The 19,148-nt window shown below is 56.2% G+C and carries 19 protein-coding genes and 2 pseudogenes; 13 read left to right on the plus strand and 8 right to left on the minus strand.

Going from position 1 to position 19,148, the window contains the following annotated elements:
• Positions 1-77: 77 nt before the first annotated feature.
• Together ACODTZ_RS21100 and ACODTZ_RS21105 are read left to right on the plus strand one after the other, a co-directional pair.
• Positions 78-386 (plus strand): hypothetical protein, encoded by a 309-nt coding sequence (locus ACODTZ_RS21100; protein WP_203428636.1) that lies wholly within the window; start codon positions 78-80, stop codon positions 384-386.
• 142 nt (positions 387-528) lie between these two features.
• Complete coding sequence (locus tag ACODTZ_RS21105) at positions 529-2,265, plus strand: peptidoglycan D,D-transpeptidase FtsI family protein (RefSeq protein ID WP_203428637.1); 1,737 nt, start codon at positions 529-531, stop codon at positions 2,263-2,265.
• A gap of 52 nt (positions 2,266-2,317) precedes the next feature.
• Here ACODTZ_RS21105 and ACODTZ_RS21110 read toward each other — a convergent pair whose 3' ends face one another.
• From ACODTZ_RS21110 to ACODTZ_RS21125, 4 genes and pseudogenes are all read right to left on the minus strand, one after another.
• Positions 2,318-3,076 carry a YkgJ family cysteine cluster protein gene (locus tag ACODTZ_RS21110; protein WP_203428638.1) on the minus strand — a complete coding sequence of 253 codons (759 nt, stop codon included), beginning with the start codon at positions 3,074-3,076 and terminating at the stop codon, positions 2,318-2,320.
• A complete protein-coding gene (locus tag ACODTZ_RS21115; protein WP_246777475.1) occupies positions 3,073-3,465 on the minus strand; it encodes a YchJ family metal-binding protein in 393 nt (130 codons plus the stop codon). Before ACODTZ_RS21115 ends, ACODTZ_RS21110 begins: the two co-directional genes overlap by 4 nt.
• Positions 3,466-3,504: 39 nt before the next feature.
• Positions 3,505-3,558, minus strand: a pseudogene (locus ACODTZ_RS21120) (SEC-C metal-binding domain-containing protein); the annotation flags it as partial.
• 68 nt (positions 3,559-3,626) lie between these two features.
• Entirely contained in the window at positions 3,627-3,827 is a 201-nt protein-coding gene (locus tag ACODTZ_RS21125) for a heavy-metal-associated domain-containing protein (protein WP_203428640.1), read from the minus strand.
• A 174-nt stretch (positions 3,828-4,001) separates the two neighbouring features.
• Here ACODTZ_RS21125 and ACODTZ_RS21130 point away from each other — a divergent pair, with 174 nt between their 5' ends.
• From ACODTZ_RS21130 to ACODTZ_RS21180, 11 genes and pseudogenes are all read left to right on the plus strand, one after another.
• Positions 4,002-4,454: a hypothetical protein gene (locus ACODTZ_RS21130; protein ID WP_203428641.1), complete on the plus strand. Its 453-nt coding sequence runs from the start codon at positions 4,002-4,004 to the stop codon at positions 4,452-4,454.
• A gap of 58 nt (positions 4,455-4,512) precedes the next feature.
• On the plus strand, positions 4,513-4,917 hold the full coding sequence (locus ACODTZ_RS21135; RefSeq protein WP_203428642.1) for a FixH family protein: 405 nt from the start codon (positions 4,513-4,515) through the stop codon (positions 4,915-4,917).
• Positions 4,914-6,353 carry an efflux RND transporter periplasmic adaptor subunit gene (locus ACODTZ_RS21140; protein ID WP_203428643.1) on the plus strand — a complete coding sequence of 480 codons (1,440 nt, stop codon included), beginning with the start codon at positions 4,914-4,916 and terminating at the stop codon, positions 6,351-6,353. The genes ACODTZ_RS21135 and ACODTZ_RS21140 overlap by 4 nt, the downstream gene beginning before the upstream one ends.
• On the plus strand, positions 6,350-9,535 hold the full coding sequence (locus ACODTZ_RS21145) for an efflux RND transporter permease subunit (protein ID WP_489027816.1): 3,186 nt from the start codon (positions 6,350-6,352) through the stop codon (positions 9,533-9,535). The genes ACODTZ_RS21140 and ACODTZ_RS21145 overlap by 4 nt, the downstream gene beginning before the upstream one ends.
• Entirely contained in the window at positions 9,532-9,984 is a 453-nt protein-coding gene (locus tag ACODTZ_RS21150) for a DUF411 domain-containing protein (RefSeq protein WP_203428645.1), read from the plus strand. Before ACODTZ_RS21145 ends, ACODTZ_RS21150 begins: the two co-directional genes overlap by 4 nt.
• A gap of 332 nt (positions 9,985-10,316) precedes the next feature.
• Positions 10,317-10,979 (plus strand): AbiJ-NTD4 domain-containing protein, encoded by a 663-nt coding sequence (locus ACODTZ_RS21155; RefSeq protein WP_489027818.1) that lies wholly within the window; start codon positions 10,317-10,319, stop codon positions 10,977-10,979.
• Between the two features lie 12 nt (positions 10,980-10,991).
• Positions 10,992-11,348: pseudogene (locus ACODTZ_RS21160) on the plus strand (AbiJ-NTD4 domain-containing protein); the annotation flags it as partial.
• Between the two features lie 467 nt (positions 11,349-11,815).
• Positions 11,816-12,880 carry a L,D-transpeptidase family protein gene (locus ACODTZ_RS21165; RefSeq protein WP_203428647.1) on the plus strand — a complete coding sequence of 355 codons (1,065 nt, stop codon included), beginning with the start codon at positions 11,816-11,818 and terminating at the stop codon, positions 12,878-12,880.
• A gap of 47 nt (positions 12,881-12,927) precedes the next feature.
• Positions 12,928-13,263: a hypothetical protein gene (locus ACODTZ_RS21170; RefSeq protein ID WP_203428648.1), complete on the plus strand. Its 336-nt coding sequence runs from the start codon at positions 12,928-12,930 to the stop codon at positions 13,261-13,263.
• 140 nt (positions 13,264-13,403) lie between these two features.
• Positions 13,404-14,309, plus strand: a complete 906-nt coding sequence (locus ACODTZ_RS21175) for a DNA-processing protein DprA (RefSeq protein ID WP_246777476.1) — start codon at positions 13,404-13,406, stop codon at positions 14,307-14,309.
• Positions 14,310-14,996: a phosphoribosyltransferase family protein gene (locus ACODTZ_RS21180; protein WP_489027821.1), complete on the plus strand. Its 687-nt coding sequence runs from the start codon at positions 14,310-14,312 to the stop codon at positions 14,994-14,996.
• Positions 14,997-15,119: 123 nt separating this feature from the next.
• Here ACODTZ_RS21180 and ACODTZ_RS21185 read toward each other — a convergent pair whose 3' ends face one another.
• The 4 genes from ACODTZ_RS21185 to ACODTZ_RS21200 form a co-directional block, all read right to left on the minus strand.
• Positions 15,120-15,731 (minus strand): hypothetical protein, encoded by a 612-nt coding sequence (locus tag ACODTZ_RS21185; RefSeq protein WP_203428649.1) that lies wholly within the window; start codon positions 15,729-15,731, stop codon positions 15,120-15,122.
• A 100-nt stretch (positions 15,732-15,831) separates the two neighbouring features.
• A complete protein-coding gene (locus ACODTZ_RS21190; RefSeq protein ID WP_203428650.1) occupies positions 15,832-16,098 on the minus strand; it encodes a hypothetical protein in 267 nt (88 codons plus the stop codon).
• Between the two features lie 155 nt (positions 16,099-16,253).
• Complete coding sequence (locus ACODTZ_RS21195) at positions 16,254-17,066, minus strand: metallophosphoesterase (RefSeq protein WP_203428651.1); 813 nt, start codon at positions 17,064-17,066, stop codon at positions 16,254-16,256.
• Positions 17,067-17,137: 71 nt separating this feature from the next.
• Positions 17,138-19,144 carry an AAA family ATPase gene (locus ACODTZ_RS21200; protein ID WP_489027824.1) on the minus strand — a complete coding sequence of 669 codons (2,007 nt, stop codon included), beginning with the start codon at positions 19,142-19,144 and terminating at the stop codon, positions 17,138-17,140.
• Positions 19,145-19,148: the final 4 nt, after the last annotated feature.

Consider the following 19,148-nt stretch of genomic DNA (forward strand, 5'->3'; position numbering starts at 1 on the left):
TTGGGCAAGCCTTGTCTGGCTCCAACTTTGCGCAAGCGTGCGGTGACAAGTTTTCCGCGATTGTCGGACAGGATTCCATGCGAAGGATCATCGCGGGCGTTATGCTGGTTTTGCTGATGCTGGTCGGCGGGCAGGTTGGCTGTCCGGACCAGGCGGAGCATAGCTATGGGCAGGAATTGACGCTGTCGAAGGCTATTTCCGCAGATAAACACGCCGTTCCGCACATAGGCCAGAGCGAACATTGTCTCTCGGTCCAGCTCAACTGCGACCATCCCGAAATTTCGATGGTACGGGTCGAATATCGCGCTCATTTTTCAGAGGCCATTACCTCAATCACTGGCACACCGGTTGCTCCGGGGCATCGTCCGCCCATTCTGACTGCCTGACACCAAAAAACCATTGGTTTCAACGCGTGCGGGCAATGCCCGGCGGATGGGCAACTATGATTTCATTCCTCTCGCGAGCGCGGCTGTGCGCTCCATCCAGTTCGTTCGGTCACCGATCCCCTGAAGGCGGAGGATCGCTGTTATGACCTTCCTCACTAGAATTATCGCCATGAAGAGCAGGGCCCACTTTCGGTCCGGCGTGTTACCTGGTGCCACATCCACAAAGGGGGTACGGGGTGGCCAGAAGAGGCGGCAGGCGCGGAGCCGAACCCGCATTCTCATCATCCTGTTCGTCGGCCTCTACACGGTCATCGGCGGAAGGTTGATCCAGTATGCGATCCGCGACCCCGAAAGCGCTGCGTCGATTCCACCGGGTGATCGACTGATGGCGTCGCGCCCGGATATCGTTGACCGGAATGGAGAGTTACTCGCGACTGACATCAACACGGTTTCGCTGTTTGCGGAGCCCAATCGCATCGTTGATGCCGATGAGGCCGTAGAGAAGCTGGCGACTGTTTTTCCTGACCTCGACCGGCGCGACATCTATAGGAAACTGACGGTAAACGGCGGCAGATTTGCCTGGCTGCGTCGGCAAATCACGCCACGCCAGCAAAGCAACATCCTTGCCCTTGGCGTACCCGGTATCGGTTTCCGGCCTGAAAAGAAAAGGTTCTATCCCGGTGGTGCGACCGCGTCCCATATCCTGGGCTACGTGGACATCGACAACCGTGGTGTGGCAGGGATGGAACGCTATATCGACGAACAAGGCTTCGCCGATCTGAAGTCTGCCGGGCTCACAAACGATCAGCCCCTGGAGCCGCTGATGCTCTCCATTGATAATCGCGTGCAGAACATTGTTCGCGATGTCGTCGTGAACGCGGTGGCCAATTATCAAGCGAAGGGCGCGGGCGCAGTCATCCTTGATGTCAATACGGGGGAGGTGCTGGCGATGGCTTCAGCTCCTGACTTCAACCCGAACAATCCGCTCGAAGGAGCGAAAGATGGCTGGCTCAATCGGATGTCCGCTGGCACCTTCGAAATGGGCTCGACCTTCAAGACCTTCTCGCTGGCACTGGCTCTCGACACTGGGAAGGTCAAGATGAGTGATAGTTTTGATGCTACGCAGCCGCTGCGAATTGGTGGGTTCACGATCAATGATTTTCATGGGCAACGGCGCTGGCTAACGCTCCCGGAGGTCTTCGAGTTCTCGTCAAACATTGGAACAGCTCGGATCATCGACGTAGTAGGGATGGAGACCCAGCGGCGATATATGACCGACTTTGGATTGTTGACGCGGCTTCAGACCGAATTGCCCGAGGTGAAGTCGCCCTCCCAGCCAAAGGAATGGAAGAAGATCAACTCGATCACGATCTCATTCGGACACGGCGCTGCGACGACGCCTCTGCAGACAGCTGTCGCCGGAGCAGCCCTTGTCAACGGAGGAAAATTGATGAACCCGACGTTCCTGCCACGGACGCGCGAACAAGCGAATACCGTCGCAAAGGTGATCGTCAAACCTTCGACTAGCGATGACGTTCGTTACCTATTCAAGCTCAACGGTGTGAAGGGGTCAGGTCGCAACGCTGATGTTGCCGGGTTCAACGTAGGCGGAAAGACGGGTACTGCCGACAAGGTCGTGAACGGACGCTATGCTGACAACCTGAACTTCAATGCCTTCCTGGCCGCGTTTCCAATTGAGAAGCCGCAGTATGTCGTGCTGACGTTTTGCGACGAGCCCAAGAACGGCGAGCAGGGTCAGAACATCGCTGCCTATACGGCGGCACCCATGGTTCGCGATATCATCAAGAGGGCAGCACCGCTGCTTGGTGTTGAAGCTCGCTTCGGGCAGGAAGGAGCCGCGCTGCTTCAATCATATTGAAGGCACGCCGGGAAGGGGGCGGCAGCGCTGCCCCTTCGACCCAGGCTGCTTGTCAGACTAGGTATCGTGCGATCTCGGACAGAGCGCCCTTGTAATAGGCGTGAAACTGGGACGACTTGGGGTCGTCAGCCGTTTTAAGAGCCCACTCAGCCAACACTGGGTGCTGCCTCCGGGCGTACTCGGTCACGTCCGCGCTCTTGATGTGGCGCAGGAGTGAAGCGAAGTTAAGGACGATCTTCCCGCCCGGCAGGAGGTGGATACCTTTCTGCAGACGCATGACGAAGGTTGGATCGTACTTCAGCAGCAAGTCGATGTAGCGCTGCAGTGTTGGTGCCTGCTCTACAAGTGCCGCTCGTTCGGCGCTGAATTCAGCTTTGTCGATGATCGATCCGTCGCGGTAGACAACCGGAGCATCGTCGCCGGTATTACACTCCCAGCCAGGGCGGGGGACGAGCATGTCGCGCTGGCTATCCTCGTCTTTGTAAGCATAGAACGGCATCGTCTTGCAGCGCTCTGGCTTCTCATTGTGAATCGAGCAAAGGTTATCCGCACCAAGAGCCGGGCAGGGCGATGAAGGTGGAATGAACGATATTGGGGTGACTAGCAGATTGATTGGCTTGCCCTTGCCGATGCTAGCGGTGACGCCAATGCGTGAGATCGACGTATGACCGCGTGTTCCGGATCGTACCGGCGTCACGGAAATCGCGAGCGGAAACCTGTCGGCGCGGCTGATTGCTTCATTGATGGTGAGCGGCAGTAGGCCGTAGCAACAGAGGCCACAGGCAGTGCATGCGAACCTCTGCTCCTTCATGCATTAGCACCGCAGCACTTTTTGTACTTTTTCCCGGAGCCGCAGGGGCAGGGCTCGTTCCGTCCGATTGACTCCACTCTGATGGTGGCGGGTTTCGGGTTCACGACGCTGTCATTGAACAACCAAATTCCGTCGACGCGTCGGAAGTTGGCGATCTCGACCTGGGTGAACTCTTTGTCCTGGAAGCGATATCGAAAGGCGAACGTGACGCTTCCGGTATCTCGTTCGGGTTCCTCAGTTGCTTCCCGTAACTCGAAGCCAAGGAAGGTCGTCTTGGGAAGCGAGCGCTCCATTTCGAACCTGTCGAGGCTCGACTTGCCGTCGTCCGTGCAGGTCCGCTCGATGAAATCGAGGTCACCACGAGTGAACGCAGTATAGCGTGCACGCATCAAGGTTACCGGGTCAGGAGCTGGTTCTCCGGAAATGTACCTGCCGCAGCAAGCTTCGTATTCGCGGACTGACCCGCAAGGGCACGCTACCATTCAGTTCCCCATTTTAGCTATCGTGTCAGCGGCGGACGAGACATTCCAAGCCCGCCGCTGGAGATCATTCATTTCGCAAGCGATGGTGTATAACCCGCGTCTGCGATTGATGCGCTGATGATCTCAGGCGCGATGGCACTTTCAACCGAAACGGTCTTTGTGGAGAGATCGACGTTGGCGGAAGCGTTCGGATCGACTGCTTTGATCGCCTTTTCCACGGTGCCAGCGCAGTGGCCGCAAGTCATGTCCGGAACTTCGAATCTGATCATTTTGACGTCTCCTTAGAAGGTGATGACCTGTATGTGGTGCTTCCCACCATGGGAAGGTCAAGTAGGTTCGAAAGATCAATTTACGGGACCCGAAAGAACGCGAGATCGGACAAAAAGCCGCAAATCTTCGTGATGCACTTCCGCCCGCAAAAATGCCGTGCCACAATAAGCGCTATGAAGTTCGTCGTTTTTCAGCGCCTGGTTTGCCTTTTGGCTGTGCTCGGGATCATGCTTGGTCCCGTGAGCGTTGCTATGGCTGAAAGTGCGATGGCTTCATCGAACGGTATGACGATGTCAGCTAGTGACGTTACTGAAACGCACATTCAAGACGGCATGCTGATGACGTCGTCGGCTGTTGCCGGGGAGCAAGCTAACGTCGACGAGATGCCCTGCTGCCCGAAGGCCAAGCCTGTTGCGCCAGGGTGCCAGAAGAACTGCCCGTTGGCTCTCATCTGCGCATCGATGATCCTGGTCCATCCCCTGCACGGGGTTGGGGAACGGGCCGCATATCCGCTAGTCGTCCGTTACTCGCTTCTGCACGACGATGAAGCACCGTCCGCCGAAGTGAAACCTCCAGCCCGCCCACCTCGGGCCAACTACATCGCAAATTTAGACCGCTGGCCCTGATAGGCTGGTATCCAAATCTCATGGCGAGGCTCTGCCCGCCAGCAAATGATGTAGTCAAATGAAGAAAATCTACGTTTCAACGCGAGCAATTCTCGCGGCAATCACTCTTGCTACCATCCCTTTCTCGACCGTACACGCGGCTCCGCAGGACTACGAGTTCCAGCTCCTCTCCTCGGAAGTTAAACAAGGGCCGACGGCGGAAGTCTCGGTACGCCTGATCGACAAGCGAACCGGGGAGCCTGTCTCGGATGCCGTCATCTTCACGACCCGTATGGATATGGCTCCTGAGGGGATGGAGATGATGACCACACCCGTTGAAGAGCTTCCGGCTCCGCAGCCGGGCACGTACAAGTTTAAGACAAACCTCAGTATGCAGGGCGGTTGGCGCTTTCAGCTGGGCGCGAAAGTGCAGGGCGAGGGCGCTACCGTTCAAGGTGAAGTCGTCGTGAAGGCCGTCCCTTGAAGAGGGTCACATGGCTGGTTGCCGTTACCTCCTTCGCCGTATTCGGCGGGGGAGCGTACTTGGCTGGTGCCAATGGAGTTGGCCAGCAATACCTCAACAACATCCTTGGGAAGGCAGCCGATGCCGAACCCCTTCCGCCGGTAGGTGCGGGCGCGATCATCTATTACCGCGATCCTGATGGCAAAGCCCAATATTCTCACGGCCCCAGGAAAACGTCCGATGGCCGCGATTTCATTGCTGTCCGCCAGAGCGCCGACATAAGCTTCGACGCATCAGGTGTGGTCGCGCCTACTTCTGCAGCTGCCGCGCAAAACCCAAAGGTAGGCGCGACGTCAGAGCCGGAGCGGAAGGTCCTTTATTACCGCAACCCGATGGGTCTTCCGGACACCTCGAAGGAACCGAAGAAGGATTCGATGGGGATGGACTACATTCCTGTCTACGAAGGAGAGCAGGCGGAAACCTCGACGGTCAAGGTCTCGCTCGGCAAGCTGCAGCGGACTGGCGTGAAGACAGCCCTGGCAGAGATGATGCCGATCTCTCGGAAGGTCCGCGTTCCGGGTGTCGTCGGCTGGGATGAGCGGCTGGTCAGCGTCGTCTCGATGCGCACGGACAGCTTCATCGATGCCGTTGCGAACGTGACCACTGGAGATCGTATCGCGAAAGGGCAGAAGCTCTTCAGCTTTTACTCCCAGGAGATTGCCACCGCCGGAGCTGAATATGCTGCCGGTAGAGGTGGAAGGGGAACTGCAGCAGGCTCCGCGCTTCGCCTGAAAAACCTCGGCGTCCCCCAGGAGGCAATCGAGCAAATCGCAGCGCAAGGTCAGGTCCCGGCGAGCATCGACTATGCTTCGCCGCGTGAAGGCATCGTTCTGGAGCGAATGGCAACAACGGGCATGATGGCCAAACCTGGTGATCAGCTGTTTCGTGTTGCCGATCCATCAGTGGTCTGGGTTGTGGCTGAGGTTCCGGAATACGATATCGGCTCGGTCAAGATCGGGTCCCCGGTCACCGTCACAGTGAGAAGCCTGCCGGGGCAAAAGTTCAGCGGTAACGTCAGCCTGATTTATCCTGAGGTCGAGCAGCAGACCCGGACGACGAAAATCCGCATTGAGCTGCCTAATCCTCAAGGCAAGCTCTTTGCGAACATGTACGCCGATGTCGACATCGAAGCGGGTGCCCCGTCTCCCGTGTTGAGCGTGGATTCCAGCGCGGTGATAGATACGGGCGACCGCCAGGTGGTGTTCGTTGACAAGGGCGAAGGCCGCTTCGAGCCAAGGGACGTGACGCTCGGGGTTCGCGGCGATGAACGGAGCCAGATCACCAAGGGTATCGCTCCAGGCGACCGCGTCGTGATCGCAGCTAACTTCCTTCTGGATGCTGAGAGCAACCTGAACTCGGCTCTGAGTGCGATGACACCTCAGGAGGCAAAGCCATGATCTCGCGAATTATTTCGTGGTCAGCTCACAACCTGGTGCTGATCATCGTTGGGGCGGCTCTCGCCGTCGGCGGGGGCATCTTTGCCTTGCGTTCGCTTCCCTTGGACGCCATCCCCGATCTCTCCGACATCCAAGTCATCGTTTACACAGAGTATCCTGGCCAGGCACCGCAGGTCGTTGAAGATCAGGTGACCTATCCTCTGACGACGTCGATGCTAACGGTGCCAAAATCCAAAGTCGTCCGAGGATTCTCGTTCTTTGGTGTCTCGTTCGTATACGTGATCTTCGAGGATGGCACGGACCCCTACTGGGCCCGAAGCCGCGTCCTCGAATATCTGAACGCGGCTGCCAGCCGATTGCCTCAAGGCGTGTCGCCAACGCTTGGACCTGACGCAACAGGCGTCGGCTGGGTTTATCAGTACGCCGTTCTGGCGAAAAACCTCAGCCTCGCGGAACTGCGTTCGCTTCAGGACTGGGTGGTAAGGTTCGGGGTCTCAAAATCGGAAGGCGTTGCGGAGGTTGCCAGCGTCGGCGGTTTCGTCAAGCAATATTCGATTGTGGTCGATCCCTCGCGTCTTAAGGCTCAGGGGGTGTCGCTGATGGACATCTCGAATGCTGTAAAGGCGAGCAATACGGACGTCGGCGGCCGGACAATTGAGCTTTCTGAGTTCGAATTCATGGTTCGCGGTCGCGGCTACCTTAAAGGCGTCAGCGACATTCAGAACATTGTCCTGAAGACCAGTGGCGGCGTACCTTTGCGCCTGGCCGACGTCGCGAAAGTCGAACTTGTCCCCGATGAACGACGCGGTATCACTGAGCTTAATGGCGAAGGCGAAGTCGCAAGCGGGATCGTTTTGCAACGGTTCGGGGCCAATGCACTGACTGTGATCGACAACGCGAAGAGAAGCTTGGAGGGCTTGAAAGGCAGCCTGCCTGCAGGAACCGAGATCGTCCCTGTCTATGACCGCTCGACGTTGATCGAAGCTGCCATTGAGACGTTGAAGGGCACTCTGGTCGAAGAATCGATAGTGGTTGCACTGGTGACCATAGCCTTCCTCTTGCATGTCCGCAGTGCGCTTGTGGCAATCATCATGCTGCCCGTTGGCATTCTCATCGCCTTCATCGCGATGAAGCTGCTGGGCATCGGCGCGAACATCATGAGCCTTGGCGGGATCGCGATTGCTATCGGTGCGATGATCGACGCTGCAATCGTCATGATCGAGAACGCACACAAACATCTTGAGCGAGCGCCGCCTGGCAAGCCGAGAGTCGAAATATTGGTCGAGGCGGCGAGCGAGGTCGGACCGGCGCTGTTCTTCAGTTTGTTGATCATTACCGTGTCGTTCCTACCCATCTTCACTCTGGAGTCTCAGGAAGGTCGTTTGTTTGGGCCTCTGGCGTTTACCAAGACGTTCTCCATGGCGGCAGCCGCTTTCCTATCCGTGACCTTGGTGCCCGCGCTGATGGTGATCTTCGTCAGGGGCCGTATCGTACCCGAGCATAAGAATCCTCTGAACAGGTTTCTGATCTGGGTTTACAGGCCAATCATCTCAGGCGTGTTGAAGGTGAAAACAGTGACCATACTGTTGGCGATCATCGTCCTAGCAGCGACGATCTGGCCGGTGCAGCACATTGGTAGCGAGTTCATGCCGAACCTCGATGAGGGAACGCTGATGTATATGCCGACCACGCTGCCCGGTATTTCCGTCACCAAGGCGGCGGAACTGATGCAGACCCAGGATCGTATCATCAAGTCGTTCCCTGAAGTGGAGAGCGTATTCGGCAAGGCCGGGCGTGCGCTTACGGCGACCGATCCTGCCCCAACAGAGATGTTCGAAACGATCATCACGCTGAAGCCGAAGTCTGAGTGGCGGCCGGGCGTGACGACCGAGAGCTTGAAGCAGGAAATGGATTCCGCCCTTCAATTTCCAGGGGTTTCCAATGCATGGACAATGCCAATCCGCGCCCGCATCGATATGCTCTCGACAGGCATCAGAACGCCGGTCGGCGTGAAGGTCTATGGGACCGATCTTGGCGAAATGGAAAAGGTCGCCCGCCAAATTGAACAGGTGTTGAAAACGATACCCGGTACGTCAAGCGCCTATGCGGAGCGGGTGATCGGCGGCTACTACCTGGACATCGTGCCTGACAGGATTGCGCTTGGCCGCTATGGGCTAACAATCGATGATGTGCAGAAAGTGATCGGTACTGCGCTGGGTTCGGAAACCGTGACATCGACGGTCGAAGGCAGGGAGAGATATGGTGTAGCTATCCGTTACCCCCGCTGGATGCGAAGCGACCCGCAGTCGATTGCACGAGATGTGCAGGTTGCTCTACCCGGCGGCGGTACAGTTCCGCTAGGCGAGGTCGCCGAGGTAAGGCTCAGCAGGGGTGCGACCACAATCAGAACTGAAAACGGTCAGCTTGCAGTCTACATTTTCGTCGACATCTCCAACCGTGATCTCGGCGGTTACGTTGCAGAGGCGCAGGCGGCAGTTGCCAAGAGTGTGACCATGCCTTCCGGCTATTCAGTCGCATGGAGCGGGCAATTCGAATACCTGCAGCGTGCCAAAGCGCGTCTGGCGGTCGTCGTTCCGTTGACGCTGGCGTTGATCTTCCTGCTTTTGTACCTCAACTTCAAGGCGCTAACAGAGACGCTCATTGTCATGCTGTCCCTGCCGTTTGCGTTGGTGGGCGGCATCTGGTTGATGTGGTGGCTGGGTTTCAACGCCGCGGTTGCAGTGGCTGTAGGGTTCATAGCCTTGGCAGGCGTCGCCGCCGAAACCGGAGTCATCATGTTGATCTATTTGGATCACGCGATGAAGGAGCAGAAGGCCGTATGCGCGGCTGATCACCGTGCATTCACAAGGACTGACCTCAATCGGGCTATTATGATTGGTGCTGTGGAGCGAGTTCGACCGAAGATGATGACTGTGGTTGCCATCATGGCGGGCCTGGTGCCGATTCTTTGGAGGACGGGAACTGGTTCCGAGATCATGCAAAGGATCGCAGTACCGATGATCGGAGGCATGATCTCGTCGACACTTCTAACATTGATCGTCATTCCGGCCGTCTACGGCATAGTCAAGGGATGGAGGCTTGAGAAGGGCTCCTCGCAAGGCGACGTGGATGCGGACGCCAGCGACGCTGAAGAATTTTACCTGGAAGGAAAGCGAGCATGAACAGGAGAAGCTTCATTTGTCTGGCAGTAACGGGGTTGGCGGTGTTCGCCGCCCGGTCCGCCATCGCTTCTCAAAAGCAGATGGACGTCTACAAGGACCCGACGTGCGGATGCTGCGGAGCCTGGGCGGCGGCGATGGCAGATGCCGACTTCAACGTGATCGTCCACGATGTCGACGATCTGGCCTCGGTCAAGACGAAATACGGCATACCTGCCGGATTGCAGGGGTGCCATACGGCGGTCGTTGGGGACTACGTCTTTGAAGGTCATGTACCACTGGAGGCCGTCGAAAAGGTCCTTTCCGAGAAGCCGTCCATCGCTGGGCTTGCCGTTCCCGGTATGCCTGCCGGGTCGCTCGGGATGGGAGATAATCCCAACGCTTCCTACGAAGTTTACAGCCTTGGCAAGCAGGGGGCTGTCCCAGCTATCTACATGAAGATCGGCGCTTAGTTCATAAGCGCGTCAAGTCCAACCGCGATCATCGCAAGGGTGAAGGCAATCCCGGCGATGATCGCGATCTGTTTGTTGGCCGCCAGCTTCACCCGGTGACGGACGCGCCTGGGAGGCCGCTGCTTATAAGGCTGGCGCAGTTGCGGACTGTTCCGCTGATGGCGCTTTCGACCCACCTGAGACCTCTGCTGCTCAATTTTCGCGCCGACTGTACCACGGTGGGCGGCTAATTTCTGATATTGCTGTGGAGCGGACGCGTTCGATGCCTTCTTACGATTGAACAGCTATCGTCGAGCTGACATCGATGGCAAACCAACCGATGGAGCTTCCCGATGCTGACCGACGTCTTTGTCAATCGATACGACGGCACGATGATCTGGACTTCATACGGAGAGAATGCTCGTCGCTTCATGGTCCAGGCGACCAAGATGGTCACCGAGCAGCTTTTTCCTTTCTACATCAACGGCGAAATCAACAAACCGGCGAAAGAAAGCCTGGAACGTATTCATAATAAGCTTGCCATGGAGATCGGCATTGACCCTCTATCTCCGCTTTTTCTGGGCAGCTATCGGCACACAATCGCGGACGTCCTGAAGAATTTCCTGCAACGTGAGTTCGAAGATGGCTTCGATCCCGACGTTTACATAAAGCGCCGGATCAGCCTGGTGGAGTTAGCCTTCAGGGAATACGGCGATCAGGTGCAGGCCGCCAATAGAGCGCTGCCAGGCAAGGTGTCTGACGTTGAATATGGCGTCGGACTGGCAGGGCTCGCCAAGTCGCTGAAATTGCCTGAGTTTACCAAGGAGTTTCTTTCCAAGCAGAACGAGGCGCTTAATCAGCGATGGGCAGCGAACTTTGACGAACTGAACGAGCGGTTTCGGCAGGCAAAATTCCCACTGTCGTATCACAATGGGTTCGTACAGCTTTCGAGCGACGCGCTGGTGGACAAGACGATTGAGAAGCCTTTCTGGGAGCTTGTTGCTGACGTCAGGTGAGAAAATGTCCAGAATGATATGCTGAGAGCGGTTGATCAAAGAGACACTGGCGACCGAGACGCTTCACTATCGGCAGCAAGGGCATTGGAAAGCACCATCAAGATCATTTCCGGGATGAACAACTGGACTCATGGAAAGGAAAACGGTGCGTCCAGCTATATCGACAACTTGGTCAGCCAAAAGAATGGCCGCTTTATCGACGTATGGGAGGGCGAGATTCTGAAGGCTTTCTTCTCCAAAGTCAGAAATCCGCTGGGGCATGGACCGGGTGATGAGCCGATGCCTGCGCTGACTTTTGAGCAGACTAGCTGGGCCATAGAGACCTGCATGTCCTGGATCAAATCGCTGGTCTCCAGGATCAAGCACTGATCGCGAGAAGATTACCACCGTTGGAATGTCAACAGATTGCCTTGTTCCTGTTGTTGTTGACGTTTCCGGTATGGGGCACCATCATGCTGGTCGTTGAAGCGGGCTGATTCATTGCGGCATTTTTTGAAGCTATTGCTGATCATCAGTATGCTGGGAGGGGTCTTGGTCCTTCCTTGCAGTGAAACTGCGTCTGCTTCTCCTCAATCCTCCGTAGTGATCGCGCTGATGTCTCCAGTTCATCATGACCACGATCATTCGCCAGCAGACGCGAGGCAGGCTTCGCATTGTAAACTGGACGCAGGGCTGCTGAAAACGGAAACACTGCTGGCGCAATCGCGCGAGTGTAGCGAAGCCTATGGACAAGACGCGTATTCGGCGGCGGTCGGGCTGTCTGCTGAGGTGGAGCACCGCCCGCCGATCATCTGAAGTATTTGGACCTGGGTCGATTTACTGTCAGAGGATTCATCATGGCGCTTGGCCATTTCTCAACGAGCGTTATTGCTCGCACTCCTACCTATAAGATTTCAGGAAAGCTGCGGCGGTGGGCGCGGTGGCTGATCCTTCCGGCCACGGCACTGGTGCTGTCCGGCTGCGTTTCTGCCTCTCTTGATGATCTGGGCGTTTCATCGAGAGAAATCCCATCAAAGCTTCTTGCCGACATGAAAAGCAAAAGGATGTCTTCGGACAGCCCTGTCCTTGTGCGCATCTTCAAGATGGAGAGCGAACTGGAGGTCTGGAAAGTCGACGCATCGGGCAACTACGCCCTGCTCAACACTTACCCGATGTGCCGTTGGTCGGGGAAACTCGGGCCGAAGAAAAAGACAGGCGACCGACAGGCTCCTGAGGGCTTCTATCGTGTGTCCCTCGGCGGACTAAACCCGAAATCGCAGTTTTTCCTCTCCTTTAACCTGGGCTACCCGAACCGGCTGGAGTCTGCGCTAGGCTACACCGGGGAGGCCCTGATGGTCCACGGTGCTTGTTCGTCTTCGGGATGCTTTGCGCTGACAGACCAGGGGGTGGGCGAAATCTACGCAGTTGTGGAGAAAGCGCTGCGTGCAGGCCAGCCCGCGTTTCAGGTGCAGTCCTATCCATTCCGAATGACGCCCGAAAACCTTGCAGCACACCGGGACGACCCAAATATGGCCTTCTGGAAGACGCTCAAGGTCGGTTACGACAGTTTCGAAGTTCGTCGCAGGGAACCGAAAGTTTCCGCGTGCAACGGGAACTATACCTTCAACGCGCAGTTCGACGGCGGCGAGCCGACTAATCCTTTGGCGGCTTGCCCCAAGCGGGTCGATCAACCGGATGCAGCAGTTGCGGCCAAATCGGCAGCCGACGATAAGAAACTAGGTGAGCTTCTGGAAAAGTCGTTCCAACCGTTAGCCTATCAGGACGGCGGAATGCACCCCAGCTTCCGTGCGCTCCTGAAGGAAAACGGTGACACGAAGCTCGCTGAAAAGGTTTCCGACATTAAATATCCCATCAGTAGACCGGCAGCCGCATTGGCTGACCCCTTCGTCGGAGGCAAGTGAAACCAGGCAAGAGCCATACGCTCTTGCCCTCGACCTGGAGGATCGTGATGCGCGTCTTACTCGCTGCAGTGTTTGCCTTGACGCCTGTCGCCGCTGCAGAGGCTCACCACGCTCCCTCTGGTTTCAAGTACGACGCATTTTGTTGCAATGGCGATGGTGAGACTGGCGATTGTCAGCCGATACCCAGCGACGATGTTACGTTGGAAGGAGCGAATTACAAAATTACGCTCAAAGCGGGAGATCACCGCCTTGCTACGCGAGAGCATGTATTCATCGTCCCTCAAGCCAAAAGCTTTCCATCACCAGATGGGCTTTACCACCTATGTTTGTTTCCAAACGAAGACACGTTGCGCTGCTTCTACGCACCTCCAATGAATTTCTGATCGTATCCTGAAAAAGGCATGGTCAGGCAACAAGAAGCAGGCCGATTGCAGGGCGCGGTCTCGCCTCTCGATTGGTCGCAAGCGGCTGCGCATGAACGCCAGAACGTCCCAAGATTGACAAAACTGCATCAGAACATATAGTGAACATCAAGCCGCGATTGATCCACGGGGTCTGCTGCTTTCAAGTTCGCTGTCGCTTTACCCACAGCGAAATGCACTCGGCCGCCGGGGCAGAACGTGACCCGGGTGCTCGAATCGCGGTAGACATCGAACAAAGCATTTCTGGAGAAGTTGAAGTGCTGATGGATATGCACTCTGAACAGAATCGAGTGACGAAAGTGACCCGGGCGTCCGGTTACACACCGCCGACGAGCTTTGGCTCCATGCCACTGGGCGAGATGATGGAGTACGCTGGGCGGCCGATGCCTAAAGAACTCGAAGGGCTGTTCAAGAAGGCGGAAGAACGCGATCCGATAATCTTCTTCTCCGGCGATCTTAATCTGCTTAAAGTGAAGTCCCTGTCTGTCATCGGTGCACGGTCCGTATCTACTGACGGTTTGGCTCGCGCGGCTAGGATATCGCGAGAACTGGCGTCTGCGGGGCTAGTCGTAACAAGCGGGCTGGCAAAAGGTGTCGATACTGCTGCTCATCGAGCTGCTATCGCCGAGGGCGGTAAAACTGTGTCAGTCATCGGAACGCCTCTCGACAAGGCCTATCCAGCCGAAAACGCCGACCTCCAACAGGAAATATACGAGCGCCATCTTCTGGTGTCGCAATTCCACCCAGGCCAGCGGACCTTTCAATCGGACTTTCCAAAACGCAATCGTTTGATGGCAGCGCTTTCCGACGGCAGCGTTATAGTCGAGGCGTCCGACACCTCAGGAACGCTTCATCAAGCGGCTGAATGCATTCGTCTCGGGCGCTGGCTTTTCATCATGCGCTCCGTCGTCGAGAACCAAGCGTTATCCTGGCCCGAGCGCTTCTTGGGAAACCCCAAAACGGTGGTCTTGACCAGCGTACAAGATATTCTGTCTCGGATTTCGTAAATGAACGTGCACTTTATCAGTGCCTACTATTCGGAGCTGGCGCACAAGGAAAAGGCAAAGCGGAAGCCCGAATATTGGGATTCCTACCTGTTCGTTTGGGCGGTCAAGACCGGGCAATATAAGACCCCGTTCACAATTTTATTCCGAAACGGGGAGAGGGTTAGGATCACCACCGGGAACATCAAGAGGGCAAGAAGCGCTTTCGGACAGTTCATTGTGGCGACGCTCGACAACGCTGAGGTGCCGAAGAACGCGCTGTTGATTCCGATTCCCTCGAAGGATGCGCAGCCGAACGTCAAAGGCGGATACCGATCATTGTGGATGGTTGCGGAAGCGCTGAAGGACAAGCGATATAGTGGCGTCATTTACGATGGGCTCAGGTGGGCCAAGCCCCTGCCCAGATCACATGAGGGAAACGGGCATCGTAGCCGTGCGCAATTGAAGCAGTTCCTTCGGGTGCAAGGAAATATTGCTGGCCGCAGCGTCGTCCTCATCGATGACGTACTTTCCACTGGAAGTTCAATGCTCGCAGCCAAGGAAACCCTTGAAGAAGCCGGGGCGACCGTTCTGTTCGCGATAACCTGCGGGAAGACCGTGTACGACTTCCAGACCAAGCCGTTCAAACGGCAGGTTGTTCAACTTGAAAATGAACTGCACGAGTACGAGCCAGTGAAGGAAACGCCATGACTGAAAAGAAAGTTGTCGTACCCCAGCCTCCCAGACCGCCTATCGGAAACACCGACGGCAAAAGGGGGAGCTATACCGCGCCGACCGAAAACCATAACCGGCCGCCGCCGCCCAAGAAGTAGTCTATCGCCCTCGACGGCGAAAGTTGACCTGCGCAACCTCTGAAGCGGGGATGTAGGTTATTTCCGATCCCCATTCGTCCCAAAACACGTCGTCTATTGTCGACCACGCATAGCCCACCTTCTGGTCGGTGACATACATTAGGATGTCGCCGGTCGCACCGAACCGGAAGGGGCCGTTGGGCTCGTCCTTGAACCGATGGAGATCGGCGCACATCAGCGTCCGTCCGTCCTTCAGTCGCACGATCAACTGAGAGGCGACGATGCTCGTCTCGCCAAAGAGATTGAGCCACGCTGTGGGTATATCGTCGGCATAACTGACATTCGTGTTCCGCATTATGTTGTAGAAAACCGGCCGCAGCAGCGCTCGCCATACTGCTCCAAGGACAATGGACGTCACCACAGCGGCCCCAGAAGCGGCCAGGATGTTAATGTTCACATATCTGAGCAGCTGATAGGCGAACGCAGCACAAAACCCAAAGACAAGTGTACTGAACGTGACGTCCACAGTCTTGTGGTGATCCCGAAGACCGACATGGGCAACGAAGTAACCCATGTATCCGGCGGCGAGGGTCAGAAGCGTTACCCAGGGAAGGGTGAGAAGTTTCGGGTCCATTATGTTGACTTTTCCACGAACTGCACCGTCACTCTCGTCGTCTAGTGCTTCTGCCCTTCAAATTTTACTGAATTTTCTTTCGCCGCTGACGCTCAAGGAATCAAGTGCCGGGAGGGCGGACACCGAGCATCAGCAGCGTTTGGCCGAGCACCACTGAAAATGCGATAGTGCCCACGACCATGAGAGCAGACAAGACGGGGAGTTTGAAGCGGCCAAGGCTAAGCGGTTTGCCTGGGTCAGGTGCCCACTCGCTTGGACTGAACTTGTTGGTAAAAGCGTCCATAGCGTGCCAAATGCACAAGAATAGAGCATGGGCAGCAAACGCCAGCACGACGATCAAAGACGCGATAAAGAGATCGTCATTCATGGTTTATGTGGTCCTTATGAGTTCCGCCTCAAGGAAATCCGCGAATTCGCTTTTGACGAACTCCGCAATCTCCTCGATCAATTCCTTGTCGCATCAGGAGTTTAGGAATTGTTGCATTCGGACACAGAAAAACGAAAACCGGCCTCTGTCACTGTTTATAATTCGATGATGAAACCTGGGCGGAAGCCGGACGTATAAAGTTCGCCCCTATAGCCCCACGGGTTACAGATGACTCTCGTCTGATCGGCCATATAGTCCCGAAACTTATGTATGTGACCGTGAACCCATCGGCCTGGGCGTCGGCGTATGATCAGGTCGGAAAGATCGGAAGCGAAAGCAGCGTTTGTCACGTTCCCGAAAAAGTCGGGGTTAAAGCTCTGCATCAAGGGCGCATGATGGGTTACCACGACGGTACGTCCGGGAAAATCAACCGATAATTCTCTGTCTATAAATCTCCGACTTTCTCTGTGGCGTTCAAGGATTTCCCAGGCCGTAACCATTCCGTTTTCGCCTGGTCTTCGAGGGTCGGAACGATAAATACATTGGAAATCCATCATCCGCGACGGCACCAGTTCGAATGCTTTAACCCGCCTCTCTTCAGGAGGGATGTGTTCATCATGCCCAACGGAGACCGCGAAATCGGTCCACAGGGTAGCACCGATGAAGCGACAGTCGCCGACTGTGACGGTATCGTTCTCAAGGAAATGAACTCGGCTTCCTTCAACAAGACGTCGGGCCCGTTCTAGTGCGCCGCTGATGCTGCTGCCGTAGTAATCGTGATTGCCGAGCACGAGCACTACCGGCATCTTCGGCTCGATGACTCGACGGATGAAGCCGATGCTGTCATCGATGAAGTTCGTGACGTCCCCAGCACATATACAGATTTCCGCTATGGGAACTTTGGGCGGGTCGCGAAGCAACCTTGTGAGGTGGCTTTGATGGATGTCACTAATGATCCAAGCTTTCACGGGGCCTCCATCGGCCGCAAAGGAATGCGGCGTGTGTATGGTCGGTAGGATTGGCTGAGTGTCGAGCGCCACTAATGTTGACGGCGGCTTTTTGGGCGTTGCGGCGTCGACTGCCGAGTCTTCCGCGATCCCGGCCAGTACGGCTCCAATTGGCGGGCGTCCAGCCGTTTGTGTTTCACGAGCGCGTCGGCAAGCTTGAGCAGTTCGGGCTTAACGCCGTCGAGCATTTCTTTCGCCCGCTGGTACTGCTCTTGAAGAATTTCTTTGACGTCGTCGCGAAGAGCGAGGTCCTCCCAAAGCTTGGGAGGGGACGTCATGTCGACCGATCCGGGAAGGTAATACAAAGAATTTCCGAAGGCGTATTCCGTCACCATCCTGATCGCCAACATGGTCGCGCTGGCAAAGTCGCTGCCCTGGTTTCCGGTTGACCAACTGGCGCGGTGCTCGAAAATCAAATCCTCCGCTGCTGCTCCTGCCAGGTCCGAAGTAATCATCTTCATAACGTCCCATTGGGTTAGAAATTCGCGGGCGGGTCTTTCCATGAACATGCCGCCGTTCGCATCGACAGCGGTGGCGAAGTTTTCCACGTTGTCGTAGATTTCGACCCACTCGATCTTGCCCAGCTGCAACGTGTGGGTCACGAGGGCATGACCCGCCTCGTGAATCGCGACGCGGTACAGAGTTTCGGCATCAAGCGGAGGCGGCACTTGCACCTGTGATCTGACGTCCGAAATGTTGACATCTCGATTTTCCTTTCGGGCAATCCTTCTGGCTTCGCGGGCCAGCCTTTCAATGTCCGCGCCGCTCTTGCCAGGCATTCGTGCAGCTATTTCCCTGAGAGCGGCATCACCCACTAGGTCCGGAAGATGAAATTCAAGGATTTGTCCTCGCGCTGTTGCGTCAGGCAAAGGAAATTTGACATGTTTTTCGAGCCGACCGCTCCTTAGAAGAGCAGGGTCGATCCGTTCCGGATAGTTGCACGCACCAAGGACGATGACGCCCTCGCGTCCTTCCGTTCCGTCCAAGCATTCTAAGAGCGCGTTCACGACGGTTGTCGAATAGGTCTCGTGGCGGCTAGGAAATTTGGCTCGGTCCCCAATGGCGTCGAATTCATCTAGGAATAATAAGCAGGGCGAATTTTCCTTGGCGGCACTGAACGCCTGATACATGGCCTTCAACATGTCACCGAGATCGCCGTCTTTATAAGACTGCCACTTCGGGATTGATGTTGCTTCCAGATGGAGGCCGCAGTGGGACGCTAGAGCTGCTGCAAATCGCGTCTTACCTGTTCCGGGTGGACCGTACAATAAGCAACCCTTGTCCACCTCGGCCCATGGAAGTTTTCCTTGCCGCCAATCGGATAGGTCATTCTTCAGAGCCTCGGCCCACACGCTCGCTTCGCCGAAGCCCTTGGTGACATCCAGCAGCCGTTCATTGCCGGAAGGCACCTTCGCGACCTTCAACAGCTTCATAGCGGCCCGGCTCGCGGGTTGGTCCCGACGGAAGATGGCTTCCATTCGCTCTGATGCTTGCTCCGAGATGACTGCTGCCTGTTCGTCCGTCAGCATGCCGCACTTGCGAAAGGTACATAGCGCTCGTAAGTGCCGAACATCGCAAAGAGCGAGCCTGTCAGAGAGCGTGGCCGCCAGCTCGAAATCCTCATGAAGGACAGAACCCTCCTGAGTAAAGACGATCAGTTTCTCTCCCGTCTCAAGGAATTCCGCCGGGTCGATTTCCCATCCACGTTTGTGCTTGGAAGTAGGATGGAGGCAGAACTTGACGCCCTTCTTGTCCTTCAAAATGATGTTCGCCGCGTCATGAACGTCTTTCAGCTGCCATTGGGGAGGGACGGCGATCACTGCGACGCATGAAGGTTCGGAGAGGGCACCAATGTTTCTGCGGAAGAGCGCCACGAGAGCGCAATAAGCTAGAAAGTCAGTCGCTGACTTGCGAGCGATTGCAGGTAGATTCCGTTTCGTCAACCGGAACTCGTTAGTTCGAGGCGTCTTGAGCTGTTCGGCGGCTTGCTGCAGCTTCGCAATGTAACGGTCCAGGCTATCGGTCAGGGCTTTGTCCATGATC

This window comes from Rhizobium sp. FG113 (genome assembly GCF_057809895.1).